General features: G+C 68.1%; 20 protein-coding genes. 10 read left to right on the top strand and 10 right to left on the bottom strand.

The annotated features are described in order from the left end of the window. Positions 1-24: 24 nt before the first annotated feature. Complete coding sequence (locus ACMGER_RS15170; RefSeq protein WP_436813004.1) at positions 25-648, bottom strand: HAD family hydrolase; 624 nt, start codon at positions 646-648, stop codon at positions 25-27. A 94-nt stretch (positions 649-742) separates the two neighbouring features. Continuing rightward, a complete protein-coding gene (gene ykgO, locus ACMGER_RS15165; protein WP_055755695.1) occupies positions 743-868 on the bottom strand; it encodes a type B 50S ribosomal protein L36 in 126 nt (41 codons plus the stop codon). A gap of 151 nt (positions 869-1019) precedes the next feature. Between ykgO and ACMGER_RS15160 the strand changes: the two genes are divergently transcribed. From ACMGER_RS15160 to ACMGER_RS15135, 6 genes are all read left to right on the top strand, one after another. Beyond that, positions 1020-2051 carry a D-cysteine desulfhydrase family protein gene (locus ACMGER_RS15160; RefSeq protein ID WP_436813003.1) on the top strand — a complete coding sequence of 344 codons (1032 nt, stop codon included), beginning with the start codon at positions 1020-1022 and terminating at the stop codon, positions 2049-2051. Between the two features lie 73 nt (positions 2052-2124). Then, positions 2125-2697: a DUF4136 domain-containing protein gene (locus ACMGER_RS15155; RefSeq protein WP_436813002.1), complete on the top strand. Its 573-nt coding sequence runs from the start codon at positions 2125-2127 to the stop codon at positions 2695-2697. Then, a complete protein-coding gene (locus ACMGER_RS15150; RefSeq protein WP_436813001.1) occupies positions 2694-3299 on the top strand; it encodes a DUF4136 domain-containing protein in 606 nt (201 codons plus the stop codon). The genes ACMGER_RS15155 and ACMGER_RS15150 overlap by 4 nt, the downstream gene beginning before the upstream one ends. After that, positions 3296-4417: a M14 family metallopeptidase gene (locus ACMGER_RS15145; protein ID WP_436813000.1), complete on the top strand. Its 1122-nt coding sequence runs from the start codon at positions 3296-3298 to the stop codon at positions 4415-4417. The genes ACMGER_RS15150 and ACMGER_RS15145 overlap by 4 nt, the downstream gene beginning before the upstream one ends. 154 nt (positions 4418-4571) lie before the next feature. Continuing rightward, entirely contained in the window at positions 4572-5261 is a 690-nt protein-coding gene (gene gpmA / locus ACMGER_RS15140; RefSeq protein ID WP_436812999.1) for a 2,3-diphosphoglycerate-dependent phosphoglycerate mutase, read from the top strand. 138 nt (positions 5262-5399) lie between these two features. Next, on the top strand, positions 5400-5828 hold the full coding sequence (locus ACMGER_RS15135) for a VOC family protein (RefSeq protein ID WP_436812998.1): 429 nt from the start codon (positions 5400-5402) through the stop codon (positions 5826-5828). Positions 5829-5854: 26 nt separating this feature from the next. Here the strand turns inward: ACMGER_RS15135 and ACMGER_RS15130 are convergent, their stop codons facing one another. Next, positions 5855-7555 (bottom strand): acyl-CoA dehydrogenase family protein, encoded by a 1701-nt coding sequence (locus ACMGER_RS15130; protein ID WP_436812997.1) that lies wholly within the window; start codon positions 7553-7555, stop codon positions 5855-5857. A 47-nt stretch (positions 7556-7602) separates the two neighbouring features. Between ACMGER_RS15130 and ACMGER_RS15125 the strand changes: the two genes are divergently transcribed. Both ACMGER_RS15125 and aqpZ read left to right on the top strand, forming a co-directional pair. Continuing rightward, a complete protein-coding gene (locus tag ACMGER_RS15125) occupies positions 7603-8586 on the top strand; it encodes an L-threonylcarbamoyladenylate synthase (RefSeq protein ID WP_436812996.1) in 984 nt (327 codons plus the stop codon). 44 nt (positions 8587-8630) lie between these two features. After that, positions 8631-9365, top strand: coding sequence for an aquaporin Z (gene aqpZ, locus ACMGER_RS15120; protein WP_436812995.1), 735 nt, complete (start codon positions 8631-8633; stop codon positions 9363-9365). A 128-nt stretch (positions 9366-9493) separates the two neighbouring features. Here aqpZ and msrA read toward each other — a convergent pair whose 3' ends face one another. Together msrA and ACMGER_RS15110 are read right to left on the bottom strand one after the other, a co-directional pair. Continuing rightward, positions 9494-10042, bottom strand: a complete 549-nt coding sequence (gene msrA, locus ACMGER_RS15115; RefSeq protein ID WP_436812994.1) for a peptide-methionine (S)-S-oxide reductase MsrA — start codon at positions 10040-10042, stop codon at positions 9494-9496. Between the two features lie 16 nt (positions 10043-10058). After that, positions 10059-10487, bottom strand: coding sequence for a GFA family protein (locus ACMGER_RS15110; RefSeq protein ID WP_436812993.1), 429 nt, complete (start codon positions 10485-10487; stop codon positions 10059-10061). A 114-nt stretch (positions 10488-10601) separates the two neighbouring features. Here ACMGER_RS15110 and galE point away from each other — a divergent pair, with 114 nt between their 5' ends. After that, entirely contained in the window at positions 10602-11600 is a 999-nt protein-coding gene (gene galE / locus ACMGER_RS15105) for a UDP-glucose 4-epimerase GalE (RefSeq protein ID WP_436813552.1), read from the top strand. 28 nt (positions 11601-11628) lie between these two features. Here galE and ACMGER_RS15100 read toward each other — a convergent pair whose 3' ends face one another. From ACMGER_RS15100 to ACMGER_RS15080, 5 genes are all read right to left on the bottom strand, one after another. After that, a complete protein-coding gene (locus ACMGER_RS15100; RefSeq protein WP_436812992.1) occupies positions 11629-12333 on the bottom strand; it encodes a phosphatase PAP2 family protein in 705 nt (234 codons plus the stop codon). Between the two features lie 254 nt (positions 12334-12587). After that, on the bottom strand, positions 12588-13901 hold the full coding sequence (locus ACMGER_RS15095; RefSeq protein ID WP_436812991.1) for an MFS transporter: 1314 nt from the start codon (positions 13899-13901) through the stop codon (positions 12588-12590). A 2-nt stretch (positions 13902-13903) separates the two neighbouring features. Then, positions 13904-15088 carry a mannonate dehydratase gene (uxuA, locus tag ACMGER_RS15090; protein ID WP_436813551.1) on the bottom strand — a complete coding sequence of 395 codons (1185 nt, stop codon included), beginning with the start codon at positions 15086-15088 and terminating at the stop codon, positions 13904-13906. Positions 15089-15273: 185 nt separating this feature from the next. Continuing rightward, positions 15274-18264 carry a TonB-dependent receptor gene (locus ACMGER_RS15085; RefSeq protein ID WP_436812990.1) on the bottom strand — a complete coding sequence of 997 codons (2991 nt, stop codon included), beginning with the start codon at positions 18262-18264 and terminating at the stop codon, positions 15274-15276. Positions 18265-18688: 424 nt separating this feature from the next. After that, positions 18689-19435, bottom strand: a complete 747-nt coding sequence (locus ACMGER_RS15080) for a FadR/GntR family transcriptional regulator (protein WP_436812989.1) — start codon at positions 19433-19435, stop codon at positions 18689-18691. A gap of 297 nt (positions 19436-19732) precedes the next feature. Here ACMGER_RS15080 and ACMGER_RS15075 point away from each other — a divergent pair, with 297 nt between their 5' ends. Next, the gene (locus ACMGER_RS15075; RefSeq protein ID WP_436812988.1) at positions 19733-21088 is read left to right on the top strand and encodes a 3-keto-disaccharide hydrolase; all 1356 of its coding nucleotides are present in this window, start codon (positions 19733-19735) and stop codon (positions 21086-21088) included. Position 21089 lies beyond the last annotated feature (1 nt).

Below are 21089 nucleotides of genomic sequence, written 5' to 3'. Positions count from 1 at the left end.
CACAATGTACACACGGAGGATCGTTCAGGCAAGCAATCCCACGCGTCGGAGTTCTGCCCGGAACGCCGGTTCGTCGGTGAACAGCACGCCATGGATGCCGACCGCCTTCGCGCCTTCGACATTGGCGGCATTGTCGTCGACGAACAGCGCCTCGCCCGGCTCCAGCCCGAAGCGGGCGAGCGCGAGGCGGTAGATGGCGGGATCGGGTTTCAGCAGCCTCTCGTCGCCCGACACGACGATGTCGCGGAAGCGGTCGAAGGTCTCCGGCCAGCGCCGGCGGGCCTGCGGGAAGAATTCCCCCGAGAAATTGGTGATCGCGAACAGCGGCACGCCCGCCTCGTCGAGCTCCTGCACCAGCTCGAGCATTCCGGCGACCGGGCGGTCCATCGAATCGGTGAAGCGCTCGCCCCAGACGGCGATCAGCGTCTCATGCTCGGGAAAGCGGGCGGCCAGCTCGGCCGAGGTCTCGGCGAAGGGGCGACCGGCGTCATGCTGGAAATGCCACTCGTGGGTGACGACGTCGCGCAGAAACGCATCGAGCGCCCGATCGTCCTCGATCAGGCGCTCGTAGAGGAACCGCGGATGCCAGTGGAACAGGACGTTGCCGACATCGAAGATGACGGCGCGCGGATGCTTCGTGGTCGGCACCGGCCCACTCCCCCACCCGGCCACCCAGCCAGGCTACCCTATGGGCGGCCGGGTGGGGGAGCGGGCCGGTGCCGCTACCCCAGGGTCACGGCGCTCAGCCCTGGCGGGCCTTGAAGCGGCGGTTGGTCTTGTTGATGACGTAGATGCGCCCGCGGCGGCGGATCACGCGGTTGTCGCGATGCCGATCCTTGAGCGACTTCAGTGAATTCACGATCTTCATGACCGATCCCGTTTCGTGCCTGGCGATGTTCGCTGGAAAAATGAGGCGCCCGCCTAGCGGCGCGGCCTCCGCAAGTCAAGGCGGGGCGGGACGGTTGTGCAACCACCGCGCATGGCGCATCTCCGGCGAAACGCCAGCATGAGGATCGCGCATGGACCTGGAGGCCGCCCTTCGCAACCGCCCCCGCACCCGCCTGATCGACGGGCCGACGCCGATCCAGCGGCTGTATCGGATCGAGGAGGCGCTGGGCGAGGCGGCGAAGGGCGTCGTCCTCTACGCCAAGCGCGACGACCTGACCCCGATCGGCGGGGGCGGCAACAAGCTGCGCAAGCTCGAGTTCCTGCTCGGCGCCGCGATCGCCGACGGCGCCGACACCTTCATCACGGTGGGCGCGCGCCAGTCGAACCACGCGCGGCTCAGCGCCGCCGCGGCGGCTCGGGTCGGGCTCGCCGCGGAGCTGGTGCTGACGCGCAGCGTGCCGCGCGAGGAGGCGGATTACACCGAGAACGGCAACGTCCTGCTCGACGAGCTGTTCGGCGCCACCATCCACGACCTGCCCGGCTCGGCCGATTCGCTCGCCTATGCCGAGGAGTGCGCCGCGACGCTCCGGCGCGAGGGGCGCAAGGTGCATGTCGCGCCGTCCGGCGGATCGTCGCCGGTCGGATGCCTGGGCTATGCCGCCTGCGCCGACGAGATCGTGCAGCAATCGCAGAAGCTGGGCGTCGAGTTCGACCGCGTGATCGTCGCGAACGGCAGCGCCGGCACCCATGCCGGGCTCGCCGCAGGCTATGCCGCGCTCGGGCGATCGCCGGCGGTGGTGACATCCTATGCCGTGCTCGCCGAGGAGGAGGCGAGCCGCCGGACGACATTCGACAAGGCGCGCGCGACGCTGGCGCTGATTGACGAGCGCGCGGAGATCGACCCGGATGCGATCGACGTGATCGGCGACGAGCGCGGGCCGGGCTACGGCATCCCCACCTATGGGATGGTCGACGCGGTGCGACTGATGGCGCGGGCCGAGGGACTGCTGCTCGATCCGGTCTATTCCGGCAAGGCGTTCGCCGGCCTGCTGACGGCGGTGCGGAGCGGCGAGTTCGCGGCCGGCTCGAACGTGCTGTTCGTCATGACCGGCGGCACGCCTGGATTGTTCGCCTATCGCAGCACTTTTCGTCCTGCCGCGTAAGCACTTGAGGGAACGGGGACGCAGGCGTAACGGTTGATCCCCAGGCGCGCCCGCGCCCAGGAGGCAGGAGCGTATGGGTTTGCTGACCATGTTGGCTGCAGCCGCCGCGGCGCTGGCGCCGGTTCAGGCGGCGGACGTGCCATCGCCGACGACGCTGACGCCTGGCACGGTCTCTGTCGAGCTGCCGGCGGGCAGCGGCGGCAAGCCTACCGCGGCGGACCAGGTCTTTGCCGACGCGGTCGAGCAGGCGCTGATCGACAAGGGCTTCACCGCCCTGCCCGGCGCCGGCCACGGCCGCTATGTCGCGAGCGTGACGGTGACGCGCGCCGCCCGCGGGGCAGTGACCTCGGATGCGCCGGTCGACGGCGCGAGCGCGACGAGCGGCGGGTTGGGCCGGGGAGTCGGCGCCACGCTCGGCGTCACCTTGCCCTCCAACACATCGCGCGTCGGCAGTCTCATGTCGACCGAGCTCCAGGTCCGCATCAGCCGGCGCGGCGAGACGAAACCGGCGTGGGAAGGCCGCGCCGTCACGGCGCAGGTGGGAGGAACGCGGAACGACGCTCCCGCCACCGTCGCGCCGAAGCTGGCGCAGGCGCTGTTCCGGAACTTCCCGGGCGAAACCAATCTTTCGGTGAGTGTGCCATGATGAAGCGTACGGCGATCCTGATCCTGGCGGCGGCGCTGGCCGGCTGCGCGACCACCGGCGGCGGCCGGGGCGGTCCGACCGACGTCACCCGCTATCACCTCGGCCAGCCGATCGCGCCGGGCACGGTGGCGCTGGAGCCACTCTCCACCAACCAGACGATCAGTCCCGAGTTCCAGCTCTATGCCGATGCGGTGGCGGGCGAGCTCGCCAGGCTCGGCTTCCAGCCGGCGCCGCAGGGATCGCCGTCGCAATATATCGCCGCGGTCGCCTTCCGCCGCACCGACGCCGGCTATGTCGAGAGCCCGCCGCCGTTCTCCATCGGCCTCGGCATCGGCGGCGCCAGCTTCGGCCGCCGCACCGGGGTCGGCGGCGGGATCAGCACGGCCACCGGCATCGGCCGCGGCAAGCGGCGCGCGATCCTCGCGACCGAGCTGGCAGTGCAGCTGCGCCGCCGCAGCGACGGCACGACGATCTGGGAAGGCCGCGCGCAGCGCCAAGGCATCGAACGCGCCGGCCAGCCCGATTCGACCGCCGACATTCTGGCGGCCGCGCTGTTCAAGGGGTTTCCCGGAGAGTCTGGCATCACTATCAGCGTGCCATGACCATCCAGATTTCGGCCGCGTTCGACAGCGGCAACATTCGCGTGGTCGGGCAGGAGGGCGACCGCGTCGACCTCGAGATCGTCCGCGACCATCTGTCCGATTTCTACCAGTGGTTCCACTTCCGCGTCGCCGGCGCGCGCGGGCGGACGCTGACCTTCCGCATCGTCAATTGCGCGGGATCGGCCTATCCGTTCGGCTGGCCGGGGTACAAGGCGCGCGTATCGACCGACCGCATCGCGTGGCGGATGGCGCCGGACACCGGCTATGCCGACGGCGTGCTGACCTGGACGCACCGGTTCGACACCGAGCTCGCCTGGTTCGCCTATTTCGCGCCCTATTCGATGGAGCGGCACGACGAGCTGATCGCACGCATCGCGCTCCGGCCCGGCGTCACCCATCGCGAGCTCGGCCAGAGCCTCGACGGGCGGGCGATCGACTATCTGCACATGGGCGAGGGTCCCAGGCAGGTGTGGCTCTACGCGCGCCAGCACCCCGGCGAATCGATGGCCGAATGGTGGATGGAGGGCGCGCTCGAGAAGCTGGTCGACCTCGGCGATCCGACCGCACGGACGCTGCGCGAGAAGGCGACGCTGCACGTCGTCCCCAACATGAATCCGGACGGCAGCTTCCGCGGGCACCTTCGCACCAACGCCGCGGGCGTGAACCTCAACCGCGAATGGCACATGCCGTCGCCGGAGAAGAGCCCGGAGGTGCTGTGCGTGCGCAATGCGATGGACGAGACCGGCGTCGCCTTCGCGATGGACGTGCATGGCGACGAGGCGATTCCGGCCAATTTCCTCGCCGGGTTCGAGGGCATCCCGGGCTGGACAGACGCGCTCGGCGAGAAATTCTACGAATATGCCCGGCGGCTGGCGGCGGCGACGCCCGAGTTCCAGATCGAGAAGGGCTATGAGAAGGCCGCGCCGGGCAAGGCCAACCTCAGCATGTCGACCAACCAGCTCGCCGAGCGCTACGGCGCCGTGGCGATGACGCTGGAGATGCCGTTCAAGGACCATGACCCGAACCCCGACGCCGAGTTCGGCTGGTCGCCGGAGCGGTCGAAGCGGCTGGCGCACGCCTGCCTCGACACGCTCGCCGGGTTCATCGACGAGGTTTAGCCGATCCGAGGAAGTGGAATCGTGCTCCTGCGCAGGCAGGAGCTTTGGATTACCGGGCGTCGCTTGTGGCCTGGGCTCCTGCCTTCGCAGGAGCACTGGTATCGCCTCGATCCGGACGGACGGCCTCTAATTCATGACGATTCAAGGAGTTCACATGCCCAAGCTCGTGCTCATCCGTCACGGCCAGTCGGCCTGGAACCTGGAGAACCGCTTCACCGGCTGGTGGGACGTCGATCTCACCGAGCTGGGCGAGAAGGAAGCCTGGGACGCCGGTGAGGCGATGAAGAAGGCGGGACTCGATTTCGACCTGACCTTCACCAGCTTCCAGACGCGCGCGATCAAGACGCTCAACCTGGCGCTGGAAGCGATGGGCCGGCTGTGGCTGCCGACCGAGAAGAGCTGGAAGCTGAACGAGCGTCACTATGGCGGGCTCACCGGGCTCAACAAGGCCGAGACCGCGGCCCGGCACGGCGACGAGCAGGTCAAGCTGTGGCGCCGCAGCTTCGACGTGCCGCCGCCGCTGCCCGAGGAGGGCTCGCCCTGGGACCTCGCCAAGGACGAGCGCTACAGGGGCGTGCCGATCCCGCAGACCGAGAGCCTCAAGGACACGATCGCGCGGGTGCTGCCCTATTGGGAGGAGCGGATCGCGCCGGAGCTCAAGGCCGGCAAGCGCGTGCTGATCTCCGCGCACGGCAATTCGCTGCGGGCGCTGGTCAAGCACCTGTCGGGCATCTCGGATGCGGAGATCACCGGGCTGGAGATCCCGACCGGGCAGCCGATGGTCTATGAGCTCGACGCGGAACTGAAGCCGGCCGACCGCTATTATCTGTCCGAGCGACGTTAGGGTCTCGTCCGGATTGGCGTAGTACCTGTGCTCCTGCGAAAGCAGGAGCCTTGAGCCGCAAACCGGAGGACCGTTCCCCAGGGCTCCTGCTTTCGCGGGAGCACGGTGCCGCTTCCTAGCGATGAAGGAGAGAGGCTCATGGTCCAGCCTTATGTTTCGGTGATCACCCTCGGCACCTCGGACGGGGCCCGCTCGCGCCGCTTCTACACGGAGGGCTTCGGCTGGCAGCCGGTGTTCGAGAATGACGAGATCGCCTTCTACCAGCTCAACGGAGTGGTACTCGGCGTGTGGCGGCGCGATGCGCTCGACGAGGATCGGCAGGAAGCGGCCGGAGCCGGCCCTGGCGCCTTTGCGCTCGCTCATAATGTCGAGAGCGAAGACGCCGTCGCGCCGCTGATCGACCGGCTGGTCGCGGCCGGCGGGCGGCTGCTGCGGGCGGCCGAGGCGCCGCCGCACGGCGGCGTGCGCGGCTATGTCGCCGATCCCGATGGCCATGCCTGGGAGATCGCGTGGAATCCGAGCTGGCCGATCGACGCCGAGGGTAACGTGCGGTTTGCGACGGCCTGAGAATCCCTCTCCTTTGGGAGAGGGAGTTATGCGGCGAACGTCTCCGCCTCGACCGCATAGAGCGCATCCGCCTTCGCCGACGCCGCAGCCTTGAGGCCCAGCGCCTCGGGCACGATCTGCTCGACGTAGAAGCGCGCCGCCGCCGACTTCATCCGCAGGAACGGCTCGCCCTCGCCCGTCGCGGCGATGCGGCCCTGACGCTCCATCAGCCAGCCGCACACCGCGACCGACAGCATCGTCAGGAACGGATAGCTCGCCGCCAGCCGATCATCGATCTCGGCCGCCAGCAGCGTGCGGGCGACCTCCTCGCACGCGTCGATCAGCTCGCGCAGCGCCGGCGCCCCCGCCTCGCCGCGCATGTCCGTCACCAGCCGCGCGAGCACGCCGCCGTTGTCGAGCCCCAGCTTGCGGCCGACGAGGTCCGCCGCCTGGATGCCGTTGGTGCCCTCGTAGATCGGGGTGATGCGGGCGTCGCGGAAATACTTCGCCGCGCCTGTCTCCTCGATATAGCCCATGCCGCCATGGACCTGGATGCCGAGGCTGGCGACCTCGTTGCCGAGATCGGTGCCGTGCGCCTTGGCGAGCGGGGTGAGCAGGTCGAGGCGGGCGCTGGCGTCGGTATCACCGCGGGCGGCACGATCGACCTCGGCGGCAGCGAGATAGACCAGCGCGCGGGCGGCCTGGGTCTGCGCCTTCATCCGCATCAGCATCCGCCGGACGTCCGGGTGCTCGACGATCGCGACCGGCCCCGCGCCTGGCGCCGAGGCGCGCGCGGACTGGATGCGCTCGCGAGCGTACTCGACCGCCTTCTGCGTCGCACGCTCCGCCACCTGCACGCCCTGCAGGCCGACGTTGAGGCGGGCGTTGTTCATCATCGTGAACATCGCCCGGATGCCGCCGCGCTCTCCGCCGATCAGCTCGCCGACGCACCCGCCGTTGTCGCCGAACGACAGCACGCAGGTCGGCGAGGCGTGGAGGCCCATCTTGTGCTCGATCGAGACGACGCGGATGTCGTTGGGCTCGCTCGGGTTGCCGTTCGCGTCGAGGCGGTATTTGGGGACCAGGAACAGCGACAGGCCCTTGGTGCCGGCAGGCGCGTCCGGCGTGCGGGCGAGGACGAGGTGGACGATGTTGTCCGCCATGTCATGGTCGCCGAACGAGATGAAGATCTTGGTGCCCTGGATGCTCCACGTCCCGTCGCCGCGCGGGGTGGCGCGGGTACGCAACGCGCCGACGTCGCTGCCGGCCTGGGGCTCGGTGAGGTTCATCGTGCCGGTCCATTCGCCCGTCGCGAGCTTCGGCAGGTAGCGCGCCTGCTGCTCGGGCGTGCCGTGGTGGGTGAGCGCCTCGATCGCGCCGACCGTCAGCGTCGGGGCGAGCGCGAATGCCATGTTGGCGCTGCCCAAGGTCTCCAGCACCGCGCTGGCGAGGCAGAAGGGCAGGCCCTGACCGCCGAACGCCTCCGGCGAGCCGATCGTGCCCCAGCCGCCCTCGACATAGGCCTTGTAAGCTTGCGGATAGCCCTCCGGCATCACGACGCCCCGCTCGGTCCATTCCGCGCCGACCGTGTCGCCCACGCGATCGAGCGGCGCCCATTCACCGGCGGCGAACTGGCCCGCGCCCTCCAGCACCGCGTCGAGGATGTCGTGGTCGACGCCGAGCTCGCCGATGCGGGCGACATGGTCGAGCACGAAGCGCTGCTCGGCGACGGCGGGGGTGAAGGGCATGATCCTCTCGCTTGCTGCTTGTCCGCCGAGGCTATAGCCGCAGGCGCATGAGCGCGCCAAACACGCGGACCTTACCCTACGGCGAGGCGGCCATCGCCGAGGCCGCGGCGGTGATTCGCGCCGGCGGATGCGTCGCGGTGCCGACCGAGACGGTGTACGGGCTCGCCGCCGACGCGACCGATTCGCGGGCCGTCGCGGGCATCTACGCGGCCAAGGGACGGCCGAGCTTCAATCCGCTGATCGTGCATGTGCCGAACCTCGCCGCCGCGGAAGCGATCGCGGTGTTCGACGACGAGGCGCGGGAGTTGGCCGGGCGGTTCTGGCCGGGGCCGCTGACGCTGGTGCTGCCGGTGCGCGAGGGGGCGGTGGCGAGCCTGGTCACCGCCGGGCTGGCGACGGTGGCGGTGCGGGTGCCGCGCCACCGGGCGATGCAGGGACTGCTGAGAGCCTCAGGCAGGCCGCTCGCCGCGCCGTCCGCCAATGCCAGTGGCGGGATCAGCCCGACGCGGGCGGAGCACGTCGTCGCCAGCCTCGGCCGCCGCATTCCGCTGGTGATCGACGACGGGCCGACCGAGGCGGGGATCGAATCGACGATCGTCATGGGAAGGATGGTGCTGCGTCCTGGGCCGGTCGCGGAAGATGAGCTGTTCCCCGGCGAAGGCCGGGGCCCAGTTGCCACCGACGTCGTAACTGGGCCCCGGCCTTCGCCGGGGAACGTGGTTTCTCCTGGGCAACTCGAGAGCCACTACGCACCGTCCAAGCCGCTGCGTCTCAACGCCACCGAACGACGCGGGGGCGAATGGCTGATCGGCTTCGGCCCGATCGTGGGGGACACCACCCTCTCCCCCTCCGGCGACCTGATCGAAGCCGCAGCGCGGCTGTTCGACGAGCTCCACCGCGCCGACGCCAGCCCCGCCCCCGCGATCGCCGTCGCCCCGATCCCCGCCGCCGACATCGGCGTCGCGATCAACGATCGCCTGCGTCGTGCGGCACATCCGCGCGATTCTTTACACTCTCGCAACGACGCATAGACTGCGCCGACCCGTGCGAGTCGGGGGAACGCAGGAGAAATGCCATGACCAATGTGCAGCGTGGACTTGCGGAACTGATCGGGACATTCTGGCTGGTGTTCGGCGGATGCGGCAGCGCGGTGCTGGCCGCGGCCTTTCCGGACGTGGGCATCGGCCTGTTGGGCGTATCGCTGGCCTTCGGGCTCACCGTGCTGACCATGGCCTATGCGATCGGCCATATCTCGGGATGCCATCTCAATCCGGCCGTCACTGTGGGCCTGTGGGCGGGCGGGCGCTTTCCGGCGCGAGACATCCCCCTCTACGTGATCGCGCAGGTGATCGGCGCGGCGATCGCGGCCTATCTGCTGCTCATGATCGCGCAGGGCCAGCCCGGCTGGGACCTCGCGGCCAAGGGCCTCGCCGCCAACGGCTTCGCCGAGCATTCGCCGGGGCATTTCTCACTGGCTGCGGGCTTCACCATCGAGGTGGTGCTGACCTTCATCTTCCTGCTGGTGATCCTGGGATCGACCGACGGCCGCGCGCCGGCCGGCTTCGCGCCGATCGCGATCGGGCTGTGCCTGACGCTCATTCACCTCATCTCGATCCCGGTCACCAACACCTCGGTCAACCCGGCGCGCAGCACCGGGCCGGCGCTGGTGGTCGGCGCCTGGGCGCTCGGCCAGCTCTGGCTGTTCTGGGTGGCGCCGATCGTCGGCGGCGTGCTCGGCGGGATCGTCTACAAGGCGCTCGGCGCCGAAGCCGCGACGCGCCCGCCGGTCGAGGGCGAGGCGTTGCCCTGAGCCCATCTCCGTCATCCCGGTGAAAGCCGGGATCTCAGGCCGTATCGCGCCATCGCATGAGACCCTGCTTTCGGGCTCCCATCAAAGCAATACTTTGATGGGACCCTCGCCGGGGTGACGGAAAAACCTCAGGCGACCGCTGCTGCCGCCTTCGACCGCGCGGCGAAGCTCTTGCGGAGCTTCTGGAGCTTGGGCGGGATCACCGCCAGGCAATAGGGATTCCGCTGGCCCTCGCCTTCCCAATATTGCTGGTGATAGTCCTCGGCCGGCCACCAGGTGCCGAGCGGCTCGATCGCGGTGACGATCGGGTCGGGCCAGTTCGCCTGGTTGCGCGCGACCGCGGCGCGCGCCGCCGCCTCCTGCTCGGACGAATGCGGAAAGATCGCCGAACGGTACTGCGTGCCGACGTCGTTGCCCTGGCGGTTGAGCGTCGTCGGATCGTGCGTCGCGAAGAAGATGTCGAGCAGGTCGTCGTAGCTGACCTCGGCCGGATCGAACGTCACCCGGATCGCCTCCGCGTGGCCGGTGTCGCCGTCGCACACCTGCTTGTAGGTCGGGTGGTCGACGTGGCCGCCGATATAGCCGCTCTCGACGCCCTCGACGCCGATCACGTCCTTGTACACCGCCTCGGTGCACCAGAAGCAGCCGCCCGCGAGCGTTGCGGTTTCCGTAGTCATGGGATCGTTCCTTTCGTTACGCGCCGTCGCCCGCCCCGAACGCGGCGAAGGCCTCCTCGCCGGTCAGGGTCCGCGTCGGTTCGGCAAAGCTGTAGGTCGACGGCTTCTCGTCGATGAAGATCTGGGAGGTGAAGGCGAAATCACCAGGGTTCTCGAATGCCTGTATCGAGACGGCGATGTGCTTCCCATCCTTCGAACGCCAGAACATCGTGCTGCCGCAGGTCTTGCAGAAGCAGCGTTCGGCCCATTCCGAGGAGACGTAGCAGCCGAGGGCGCCGGGATCGGCGACATCGACCGCCTCGGCCTCGGCCGCCAGGAACACCCCGCCCGACCAGCGGCGGCACATCCCGCAATGGCAGGCGCCCATCTCCGGCTCGGCGACCTCGGCTTCGAAACGGACTGCCCCGCAAAGGCAACGTCCTGCATATCTGGACGGCTCGGGCATCGCTGGCTCCTCGGCTGGGCGGCTTGACGGCCGAGATAGGGGTGCCATGGCGCTCGGGCAATGATTCCCCGTCGCCGCCGGACAGGCGGCGACGCAAAGCGTGAAAGGGTGACGATGGACGGCGCGGTGCTGGTGACGGGCGGTGCGGGGTATATCGGCAGCCATGCGGTACTGGCGCTGGCCGATGCAGGCTACCCTGTGGTGGTGATCGACAATCTCGTCACCGGCTTCGACTGGGCGGTCGACCCGCGCGCCACCTTGGTCCGGATGGCGGTGGAGGACCCCGCCGTTCGCGACGTGATGCGCCAGCACCATGTGCGCGCCGTCATGCATTTCGCCGGATCGGTGGTGGTGCCGGAATCGGTCAGCGATCCGCTCAAATATTATCGCAACAACACCGCGGCGAGCCGCTCGCTGATCGAGAGCGCGGTGGCGAGCGGGGTGCCGCATTTCATCTTCTCCTCGACCGCCGCGACCTACGGCGTTCCGGAGAAAGTGCCGGTCGCCGAGAGCGACCCAACCGTGCCGATCAATCCCTATGGCATGTCCAAGCTGATGACCGAGGCGATGCTGCGCGACGTCGCTGCGGCGCATCCGATCAACTATGCGGCGCTCCGCTACTTCAACGTCGCCGGAGCCGACCCCAAGGGCCGCTCGGGCCAGTCGACCGCGGGGGCGACGCACCTCATCAAGGTCGCGGTCGAGGCGGCGATCGGCAAGCGCGACGGGGTGAGCGTGTTCGGCACCGACTTCGCGACGTCCGACGGCACCGGCGTGCGCGACTATATCCATGTCACCGATCTCGCCGCGGCGCATGTCCATGCGCTGGAGCTGCTCGTCGCCGATCCGGGGAAGAGCCACACGCTCAACGCCGGCTATGGCCGCGGCTATTCGGTGCTCGAGGTGCTCGACGCGGTCGACCGCGTCACCAACCACAGGATCGAGCGCCGCCTCGAAGGCCGCCGCCCGGGCGATCCCGACGCGCTGGTCGCGGACAACAGCGCGATCCTCGCCACGCTGCCGTGGCGGCCGCAGCACGCCGATCTCGACGGCATCGTCAAGGATGCGCTGGCGTGGGAGCGCAAGCTGGCGGAGCGGGATCAGGCTGCCTGATCGCGGGATCGGTTCGCGCGAACCAAGATCATCCTGGTCGCCGCCGCAGCAGCCGCGCCTCGATCCACCACCACATCAGCGCCCACAGCGCGCCGAACAGCCAGCCGGCGAGCACGTCGCTCGGCCAGTGCACACCGAGATAGACGCGGCTGATCCCGATCGCGCCGGTCAGCAGCAATGCGACCGCGAGCACGAACACACGCATCCGCGCCTCGCGGATTACCGGAAACAGCAGCGAGGCGAGCGTCAGGTAGATGATCGCGCTGTTGGCGGCATGACCGCTGGGGAAGCTCGCGTTGCTCACCTCCACCAGATGATCGATCAGCGTCGGCCGCGGCCGCGCGAAGCCGGCCTTGAGCGCGGAGACGGCCCAGCTGCCCGACAGCGACGCCACCAGCACGAGCAGCGCCGGCCGCCACAGCCGCTTGAGCGCGAGGAAGACGATCGTCAGCAGGACCACGCCGGTCAGCACCGTCGCGCCGCCGAGCGCGGTCACGTCGCGCATCGTGCCCGCGAGCCACGCCGGTCCGGCAGGAAGCTCCGGATGACCGGGCACCCGCATCGCGAGCATGAGGCTGCGATCGAGCGCCAGCGCTTCGCCGGCGCGCACCTCCGATCCGAGCCGGAACAGGAGCCACAGCGCGCCGGCGACCAGCGCCGCGCCGGCCAGCAGCCAGGGTGGCCGGCGCGTCGCTCGCGCAGGCGGAACGGTCGGCACGAGCGGTTCGGTCATTGCGGGAAGCGGCCTCTGCGCATTGGCTCAATTCTCAACGGATATAACCGTCAATCCAACTCCTGCTATCGCGGGATTGAAGCAGCTTGCAACAAACCGGCATCGTCATGCCGGACTTGTTCCGGCATCCACTTCTCGGCGAAGACTGGCGCCGATGTTCCTGCTCGAACTTCGAAACCAGCGCTTGGTTGCCCGGTGGACCCCGGAACAAGTCCGGGGTGACGAATAGTGGGCCAGGTTTTCCGCAATCCGCCCTAAACCTCGGCGGAAGCGGGCCGATCCAGTCGCGGCACCAGGAGCTGGACCAGGAGAAGCGCGACCAGATAGGCGGTGCCCGCCCAGAGGAACACCGGCAGGTAGCTGCCGACCGTCTCGAGCACCTGTCCCACATAGCGGGCCATGATCATCCCGCCGACCGCGCCCGCCGCGCCGCCGATCCCCATTACCGACGCGACCGAACCGCGCGGGAAGGTATCCGACACCATCGTGTAGAGGTTCGACGACCATCCCTGATGCGCGGCGGCGGCGAGGCCGAGGATCGCGACCGCGGCGACCAGGCTGGAGACCACGCTCGCGAAGAACACCGGCAGCACCGCCAGCGCGCAGGCGAGCAACGCCAGCTTGCGCCCGGCGTTGACGCTGTAGCCGCGCTTGATGAGCCACGACGACAGCCAACCGCCGCCGATGCTGCCGACGTCGGCGAGCAGATAGACCGCGATCAGCGGCGGCCCGAAGCTGGTCAGGTCGAGCCCGTGCCGCTTGGCGAAGAAATCGGGCAGCCAGAACAGGAACAGATACCACACAGGGTCGGTCAGGAACTTGGCGGTGGCGAACGCCCAGGTGCCGCGGTGGCGGAAGAGCGCACGCCACCGGATCGGCGCGGGGACGCCGTCCGCGCCATCATCGGCGTTGATATAGGCGAGCTCCTGGGCGGACACGCGGGGATGCCGGGCCGGCGCGCGATAGAAGGCGAGCCAGGCGATCAGCCAGACGAAGCCGAGCAACCCCGTCACGATGAACGCACCCTGCCAGCCGTAGCGGATGGCGATGAACGGCACGATGATCGGCGTGGCGATCGCGCCGACATTGGCGCCGGCGTTGAGGATGCCGGCGGCGAGCGCCCGTTCCTTCTTCGGGAACCATTCGGCGACCGACTTGATCGCCGCGGGGAAGTTCGCGGCCTCGCCTAGGCCCAGCGCGAAGCGTGCCAGGGAAAAGGCTCCCGGACTGCGTGCCAGCGCATGGGCCATCGCGGCCAGGCTCCACAGGCCGATCGCCGCCGCATAGCCGAGCTTCGAGCCGATCCGGTCGATCAGCGGCCCGCACGCGAGCAGGCCGATCGCATAGGCCGCCTGAAACCAGAACACGATCATGCCATAGTCGATCTCGGACCAGCCGAGCTCGGCCTGGAGCGTCGGCTTGAGGATGCCAATGACCTGCCGGTCGATATAGTTGATCGTCGTCGCGAAGAACAGCAGCGCGCAGATGATCCAGCGGACGTTGCCGCCGGCAGACGCCTCGACTCGTTCGGGTGCGGGATTGGCTGCCTCGTGGAGCGGGCGCGCCATCGTCAGGCCGGGACGAAGCGGTCGGCGGTGGCGGTCACATGCGCGATTCCCCGCTCCACGCCGCGCAGCTCGGCCAGACCGCGCATCCGGCCAAGCAGCGAGTAGCCGGGCAGCGTCGTCTTCGCGAGGTCGTCGAGCATCTGGTGCCCGTGGTCGGGTCGCATCGGGATCGAACGCCGCTCGCGCTGCTGCAGCGCGTGGATCGCGGCGACCAACCGGACCATGCCGGCGTCCCCTTCGAGATGGGCGGCCTCGTGGAACGTGCCCTCGCCCTCGCGTTGGACCGAGCGGAGATGGAGAAAGCCGATCCGCTCGCCCAGCCGCTCGATCATGCCCGGCAGGTCGTTGTCGGGGCGCACGCCGAACGACCCGGCGCAGAAGCACAGCCCGTTCGACCGGTTGGGAACGCGCGCGAACAGCGTCGCGACATCGTCCTCGGTGCTCACCACGCGCGGCAGGCCGAACAGCGGGAACGGCGGGTCGTCCGGATGGACCACGAGACGGATCCCGAGCTCGTCCGCCAGCGGGCAGACCGCCTCCAGGAAGGCGACGTGATTGGCGCGCAGCGCGTCGGCGTCGACATCGTCATATTGCGCGAGCGCGTCGCGGAACCGCTCGGCGGTGAAGGTCTCCTCGCTGCCCGGCAACCCGGCGATGATCGTGCGCTCCAGCCGCTGGCGATCCTCGTCGGTCATCGCGCGGAACCGCCGCGCCGCGCGCTCGACCAGGGCCGGCGGATAGTCGCGCTCGGCGCCCGCGCGGCGCAGGATGTGCAGGTCGTAGGCCGCGGCCGCCTCGATCTCGAACCGCAGCGCCAGCGCACCGTCCGGCATCTCCCAGGCAAGATCGGTCCGGGTCCAGTCGATCACGGGCATGAAGTTGTAGGTGACGGTAGCGATGCCGCACGCCGCGAGATTGACCAGGCTCTCGCGGTAGCGCTCCACCAGCGCGTGCCAGTCCGCCGCACGGGTCTTGATCCCCTCGTGCACCGGCAGGCTCTCGACGACCGTCCAGCCGAGGCCCGCCGCCTCGATCTCCCGCCTGCGCGCGGCGATCGCCTCGCGCGGCCAGACCGCGCCGTTGGGGATCTCGTGGAGCGCGGTGACGACCTCGCTGGCGCCGGCCTGCCTGATGTCCTTCAGCTTCACGGGGTCAGATGGGCCGAACCAGCGCATCGTTTCCGTCATCAACACCGGTCACTCGCCTCCTTGCCGCCCGTTCTGGAACCCTTCTGCCAGGTGATCGTCTAGCAGGTCCGAATTTGGCAGGCCAGATACAAAGAATTGGTAAGGCAAATTTGAATAATAGCTGACGAAGCTCGCCGAGAGCACGCCGGGCGACCGGCAGATGCTCACGGCGACAGGGGAAGAGCCTAGAACTGGAAGTTGACCGCCAGGGCGTAGGTGCGACCGAAATAGGCGGTGTACAGAGGGTCCTTCCGCGTGGTGTCGGTGTAGAGGCGGTTGGTCTCGTTGGTGATGTTCGACACCTCGGCGATCAGCTTGATGTTGTCGCTGATGTTGTACGATGCCGATGCGTCGACGAAGATCGAGCTGGCGTTGACGTTGGCGTCGCTGTCGGTCGGGCCGGGGACGCCGGTGAGGAACGCCGCCCGGTAGTTGACCGTCGAGCGGATGCTGAACCTGTCGTCCTCATAGTAGAGCGTGCCGCTGGCGGTCTCCGGCGAGAGGCCGACGAGCGGCGCCCGGCGCGTGATGGTCGGCGAGATGATATAATTGATGCTCGAGCGCACGCGCGTGAAATTGGCGAGCACGCCGAAGTTGCTGAGCGCACCCGGCAGGAAACGGAACGGCAGCTGGAGGTTCACCTCGAACCCGCGCAGCGGCCCGCCGTCGGTATTGTTACTGCGCGTCACGCTGAACAGTTCGTCCGCGGTGACGCCGGTGCCCGTGCCCTCGAGCAGCGACAGCGGGAGGCCGAGCTCGCGGAACGGCACCAGTTGGTTGGTGTTCTGGATATAGGTCTCGATGTTCTTGTAGAAATAGGCGACCGACAGCAGCGAGCCGGGCGCGAAATACCATTCGAGCGAGGCGTCGAAGGTGTTGGCGCGGATCGGATCGAGATAGGGGTTGGTGATCGAGGCGGTGCGGATCACGATGTTCGCGCTGCCGCTGGGGATCAGCTGCCCATAGGCCGGGCGCGACATCACACGCGCCGCGGAGAAGCGCGCGATGAGGTCGGTCGTGATGTCGAGCGCGAGGTTCATCGACGGCAGCCAGTCCTCGTACGAGCGCTGCACCCGCGAGATCACATATTGCGAGGGATAGGGCGACCCGTCCGGCGCCTCGATGGGGATCGGCCCGTAGGTGTCGAGATCGGTGTGGACGTAGCGGACGCCGGCATCGCCGCGCAGCGCGAACGGCAGGACATCCTTGGTGTCGAACTTCACCATGACGTAGCCGGACGTATATTTCTCGTCGACACCGCCATAGGTGCCCTTGGCGCATTCCACGCTGCAATATTGATAGCTGCTGAAGTTCACCGCGTCGCGGAACTTGTCCGGGTCGATTGCGACGAAATCCTGCATCTGGCCGTCCAGGTTCTTGCCCACCCCCTTCGTCACGAAGGTGATGTCGGCGAGCGACACGCCCGCCGGCAGCGTCTGCGGCAGCGACTGGTCGGGGATCAGCTGTCGCTCGCGCGCGGTGTATTTATTGGTGCGATACTGGCCGCCGAACTGAACGGTGAAGTCCGGCGCCGCCTCCCACGCGCCGTTGAGGTCGAACGTCTTGCTGACGATGGTGTTTCTGCGGATGAAGCTCGAAATCTGTCCCTGCTGCGTGCCGTCGGGCAGCGGCGGGCCGTAGAGGAAGTTGGCCGGATCGGTCAGGTCGATGCCGTAACCGATCTTTGGGACGTCCGGATTGTCGCGGAAGTCGATCGAGAAATCGTCGGTGTCGTTCGAATCGATCGCGACCTGCAGGCGGTTCACGTCCAGTCGCGAATCGTTGACGCCGGCCATGCCGAAGACGCGGAACGTGTCGGAGAAGCGGTGGTCGAAGTTGAGATTCACCTGACGGAAAGTCGAGGTGAAACGCTCGTCCTGCATCTCCGAGCGTAGGTCCACGCCGTCCCATAGGCCGTGGATCAGCGATCCGTTGTCGTCGACCTCGATGTCGCGGATCGACATCATCGGCTGGCCGTTGTTCGAGGCGGTCCGACCCATCGATCGCGCGTCGATCATCGTGTCGAGGCGATTGACCTTGAAGCGCGAATAGAGGCCGTCGATCGAAATGTCGGTGTCGTCGGTCGGCTTCCATTGCAGCGTCAGCGACCCGGCCAGGCGCTCCTGATTCTGGCTGCCCTTCACCGGACGCGGCAGGCGCGGCAGGAAAACGCCGCCGCCCGGGCGACCCGACACGCCCGTGCGGCTCATGATATAATCATAGGCTGCCTGCGTGCTGGTGCGGGGGTTGCCGGCCGAGCAATTATTGGCATCGGCACCCACCGATGTGCCGCCGTTGGCATAGCTCGAACCGGGGCTGTTCACCGCGACGCCGCGAAAGACGTAGCCGACCGGTGTGCAATACGGGAGCAGTATGGCGCCGGGGGGATCTGTGGGCAGTCTCGGTACATTCGCGGGAGCCGCCTGACCCGCGACATAGGACGGCAGGACGTCCACCGCCGAATAGGCATATTCGTCGATGTGGCGCTTCGAATAGGCGATGCTGCCGAGCACGCCGAACGTGTCGCCGAACTTCTTGGAGACGAGCGCGGACAGCCGCGGGTCGATATCCTTGGCGATGTCGTTGTAGATGCCGCGCACGGTGCCCGAGAAGACGAAGTCCTTCTTCTGGTCGAACGGCTTGGGCGCGCGCAGGTCGACGGTGGCACCGAGCGAGCCTTCCTCGACGTCGGCCGACAGGGTCTTGCGCACCGAGAGGCTCGAGAAGATCTCGGTCGGGAAGGTCACGAAGTCGAACGAGCGCCCCGTGGCGACGCCGCCGCGGATGTCGCTGCCGCTGACCTGCGACACGCCCTCCATCCCGTTGATGCGCACGCGGGTGAACTGCGCGCCGAGTCCGCGGACCGAGATATTGCGCCCCTCGCCGCCGTCGCCGCGCGACAGGGCGACGCCGGGAATGCGCTGCATCGACTCGGCGAGGTTCGAATCGGGGAACTTGCCGATGTCCTCGGCGACGATGCTGTCGATCGCGGCGGTTTCCTCCCGCTTCAGGTTCAGCGCGCTGTTGAGCGAGGCGCGGAAGCCGGTGACGACGATGTCCGGTCCCGGTGACTGCGGGTCGGTTTCGGGAGATTCGGCGGCCGGCTGTTCACTTGTCTGGCCAGTCTGCCCTACGGGAGCTTGTGGGGCCGTCTGGCCGTAGACCGGTGATGCCATGCCAAGGCTCACCAAACTCGCAGAGATCAATAGCTGACGCTTGCTGCGGCGATCGCCGTTCATTCCCCTCTCCCTGATTGGCCGGGCGAGCAGTTGGCCGCCCGGGATGCTTCCTGACAATCGGGTTATATCTTATCGTTGCTCGTCAGCTATCATTGTCAGGCAACTATGACAATAGCGTCTGACGACGAGGGCGATCGGGGGCGAGACCAATCGCCGCACTTACGGAGCGCTACGCCTCACGTCAGGTGCGGGCTCAGAGAATTGACGGTGTCCGGACCAGAGCCTGTCCGATGATGCCGAGGCGTGCTCCTGCGAAGGCAGGAGCCCTGGATCATCGGCCTATCGCTCGTGGCCTGAGCTCCTGCCTTCGCAGGAACACCGGCATCACTTTATGCGGACAGAATGGAATCCGGGTCGGGTGTCAGACCGTGCGGCGGGCGAGAGCGCGTCGGCGCTGATCGGTCTCCGCGCGGGCGCGTTCGACCGCCTCGGTCTCGGTCACGTGCAGAAGATGGTCGATGAGCCTGGTAAGATGGTCGCGCATCGCGTTGCGCGCATCGACCGGCGAGCGCGCTTCGAGCGCCTTCAGGATGCGGCCGTGCTCGGCCATGCGGCTTTCCGTGCCCAGGCTGCCCGCCTTCCGGAGCACCTCGCGCGCGAGCGGCGAACGGAAGCGCATGTCCCAGAAATCGGTGACGGCCGAGATGATCACCGCGTTGCCGGTCGCCTCGGCGATGGCGATGTGGAAGCGTCGGTCGGCCTCTTCGGCGGCGGCGGTATCTTCCTGCGCCATCTGCGCCAGCAATTCGCGCAACTCGGCAAGCTGCGCCTCGTCGATCTCGGTCGCGGCGACCGCGGCGACCTCGCCCTCGAGCAGCCGGCGCGCCTCGGTGATCTCGAACGCGCCGATGTCGAGTTCCCGGTCCCCGTCGGCGGCCGAAGAAGCGAGCACGAACACGCCCGATCCCTTGCGCGCCTCGACCAGGCCCTGCATCTCGAGCGCGATCATCGCCTCGCGGATCGTCGGGCGGCTGACCTGGAACCGTTCGGTCAGGTCGCGCTCGGCGGGCAACCGCGTCCCCACGGGAAACACGCCGTTGGCGATGTCGGCAACGATCGCCTGGACGATCTTCCGGTAGAGTTTGCCGCCCCGTTCTTCCGCTGGCATATCGTTCCTCGCTCGATCGGCCGGGCGCGCTCCGGCCCTGTCTCCGCGTCGTCATTCTACTTCGCCTGTAACGGCCCTCGTCAAGCCTTCGGCAGGCAGAACGACCGCATTTGTACTGACAAAATGTCAGACACCCTATTGCAATGTGGTCGGACCACGGACTAACGTCGGCGGAGGAGAGGCCGCGTCGGCAAGGCCGGAACCGCGGTAACATAAGGCGGGACAGCCATGATATCGTCAAGACATGAGCGGCGCTCGGCCCGCCCTCGCGGAAACAGGATCGCAGCCGCCGCGACGGTGCGCGGAATCGCAATTCTGGGTCTGCTCGCCGCACCGGTCGCCGCGACGGCTGCCGCTCCGGCGCAGGAGCAGGCGCCTTGGCGCGACATCACGCCGCACTCAGGTCTCGCCGGCTGGCACAAGGCCGGCGGCAACGCGAGTTTCGAGATCGTCGGCGGCGAACTTGTCGGGCGTGCCGCGCCGGGATCGGCGAACAGCTGGCTCGTGTCCGACACGCAATATGGCGATTACATCCTGGAGTTCGACGCCAGGACCGATCCGGTACTCAATTCCGGGGTGATGATCCGCGGTCAGAGCCGGCCCGATTACCGGAACGGCGTGGTCTTCGGATACCAGGCCGAGATCGACCCGTCGAAGCGCGCGTGGAGCGGCGGCATCTACGACGAGCAGCGCCGGCAGTGGCTCTACACGCTCGGCCGCAACGATGCGGCGCGGCGCACCTTCCGCTCCGGCGACTGGAATCACTATCGCATCGAGGCGATCGGCAATCGCCTGCGTACCTGGGTGAACGGCGTGCCGGCGGCGGATATCGCCGACGATACCGACACACGCGGGTTCATCGCGTTTCAGGTCCACGCCATCTCCGATGCCGAGGCGAGCCGGAAGCCCGAAGTGCGGTTCCGCAACGTCCGGATCATCAGCGAGGACGCGGCTCGCTTCGCGTCTCCGGCGACGGCGCTGGAGCAGCAGGGCTGGCTGACCAACCGTCTGTCCGACGGCGAGCGGCGTGCGGGCTGGACGCTGCTGTGGGACGGCGATACGGGCACTGGCTGGCGCAGCGCCAAGGCGGCCGGGTTTCCGGACAAGGGCTGGTCGATCCGCGACGGCATCCTGTCGGTCGAGGGTGGCGGCGACATCGTTACGGCGCGCGACTATGGCAACTTCGAGCTGTCGGTCGATTTCCGCCTGACACCCGGCGCCAACAGCGGGATCAAGTACCGCATCGATCCCAGGACGCTGGTCGGACTCGAGTACCAGCTGCTCGACGACAAGCGCCATCCCGACGCCAAGATGGGCCGCGACGGCAACCGCACGCTTGCCTCGCTCTACGATCTGATTCCGGCGCGCAACCTGTCGGACCCGGACAATCCGGGCAAAAGGGTCAATCCGCCGGGCGAATGGAACCGCGCGGTGATCGTCGTGCGCGGCCGGCACGTCGAGCATTGGCTGAACGGCTTCAAGGTCGTCGAGTACGAACGCGGCTCGCCCGAGTTCCGTGGGCTCGTCGCACAGAGCAAGTTCGTCGGCCGGCCGGACTTCGGCGAAGGAGCGCAGAGCCCGATCCTGCTCCAGGATCACGGCGACCGTGTCGATTTCCGCTCGATCAAGCTGCGCGAGTTGCAAGGGGAATGAC

This window comes from Sphingomonas astragali (assembly GCF_051400615.1).
Lineage (GTDB): Bacteria > Pseudomonadota > Alphaproteobacteria > Sphingomonadales > Sphingomonadaceae > Sphingomonas.
This window is presented reverse-complemented; position numbering and strand designations above follow the sequence as displayed.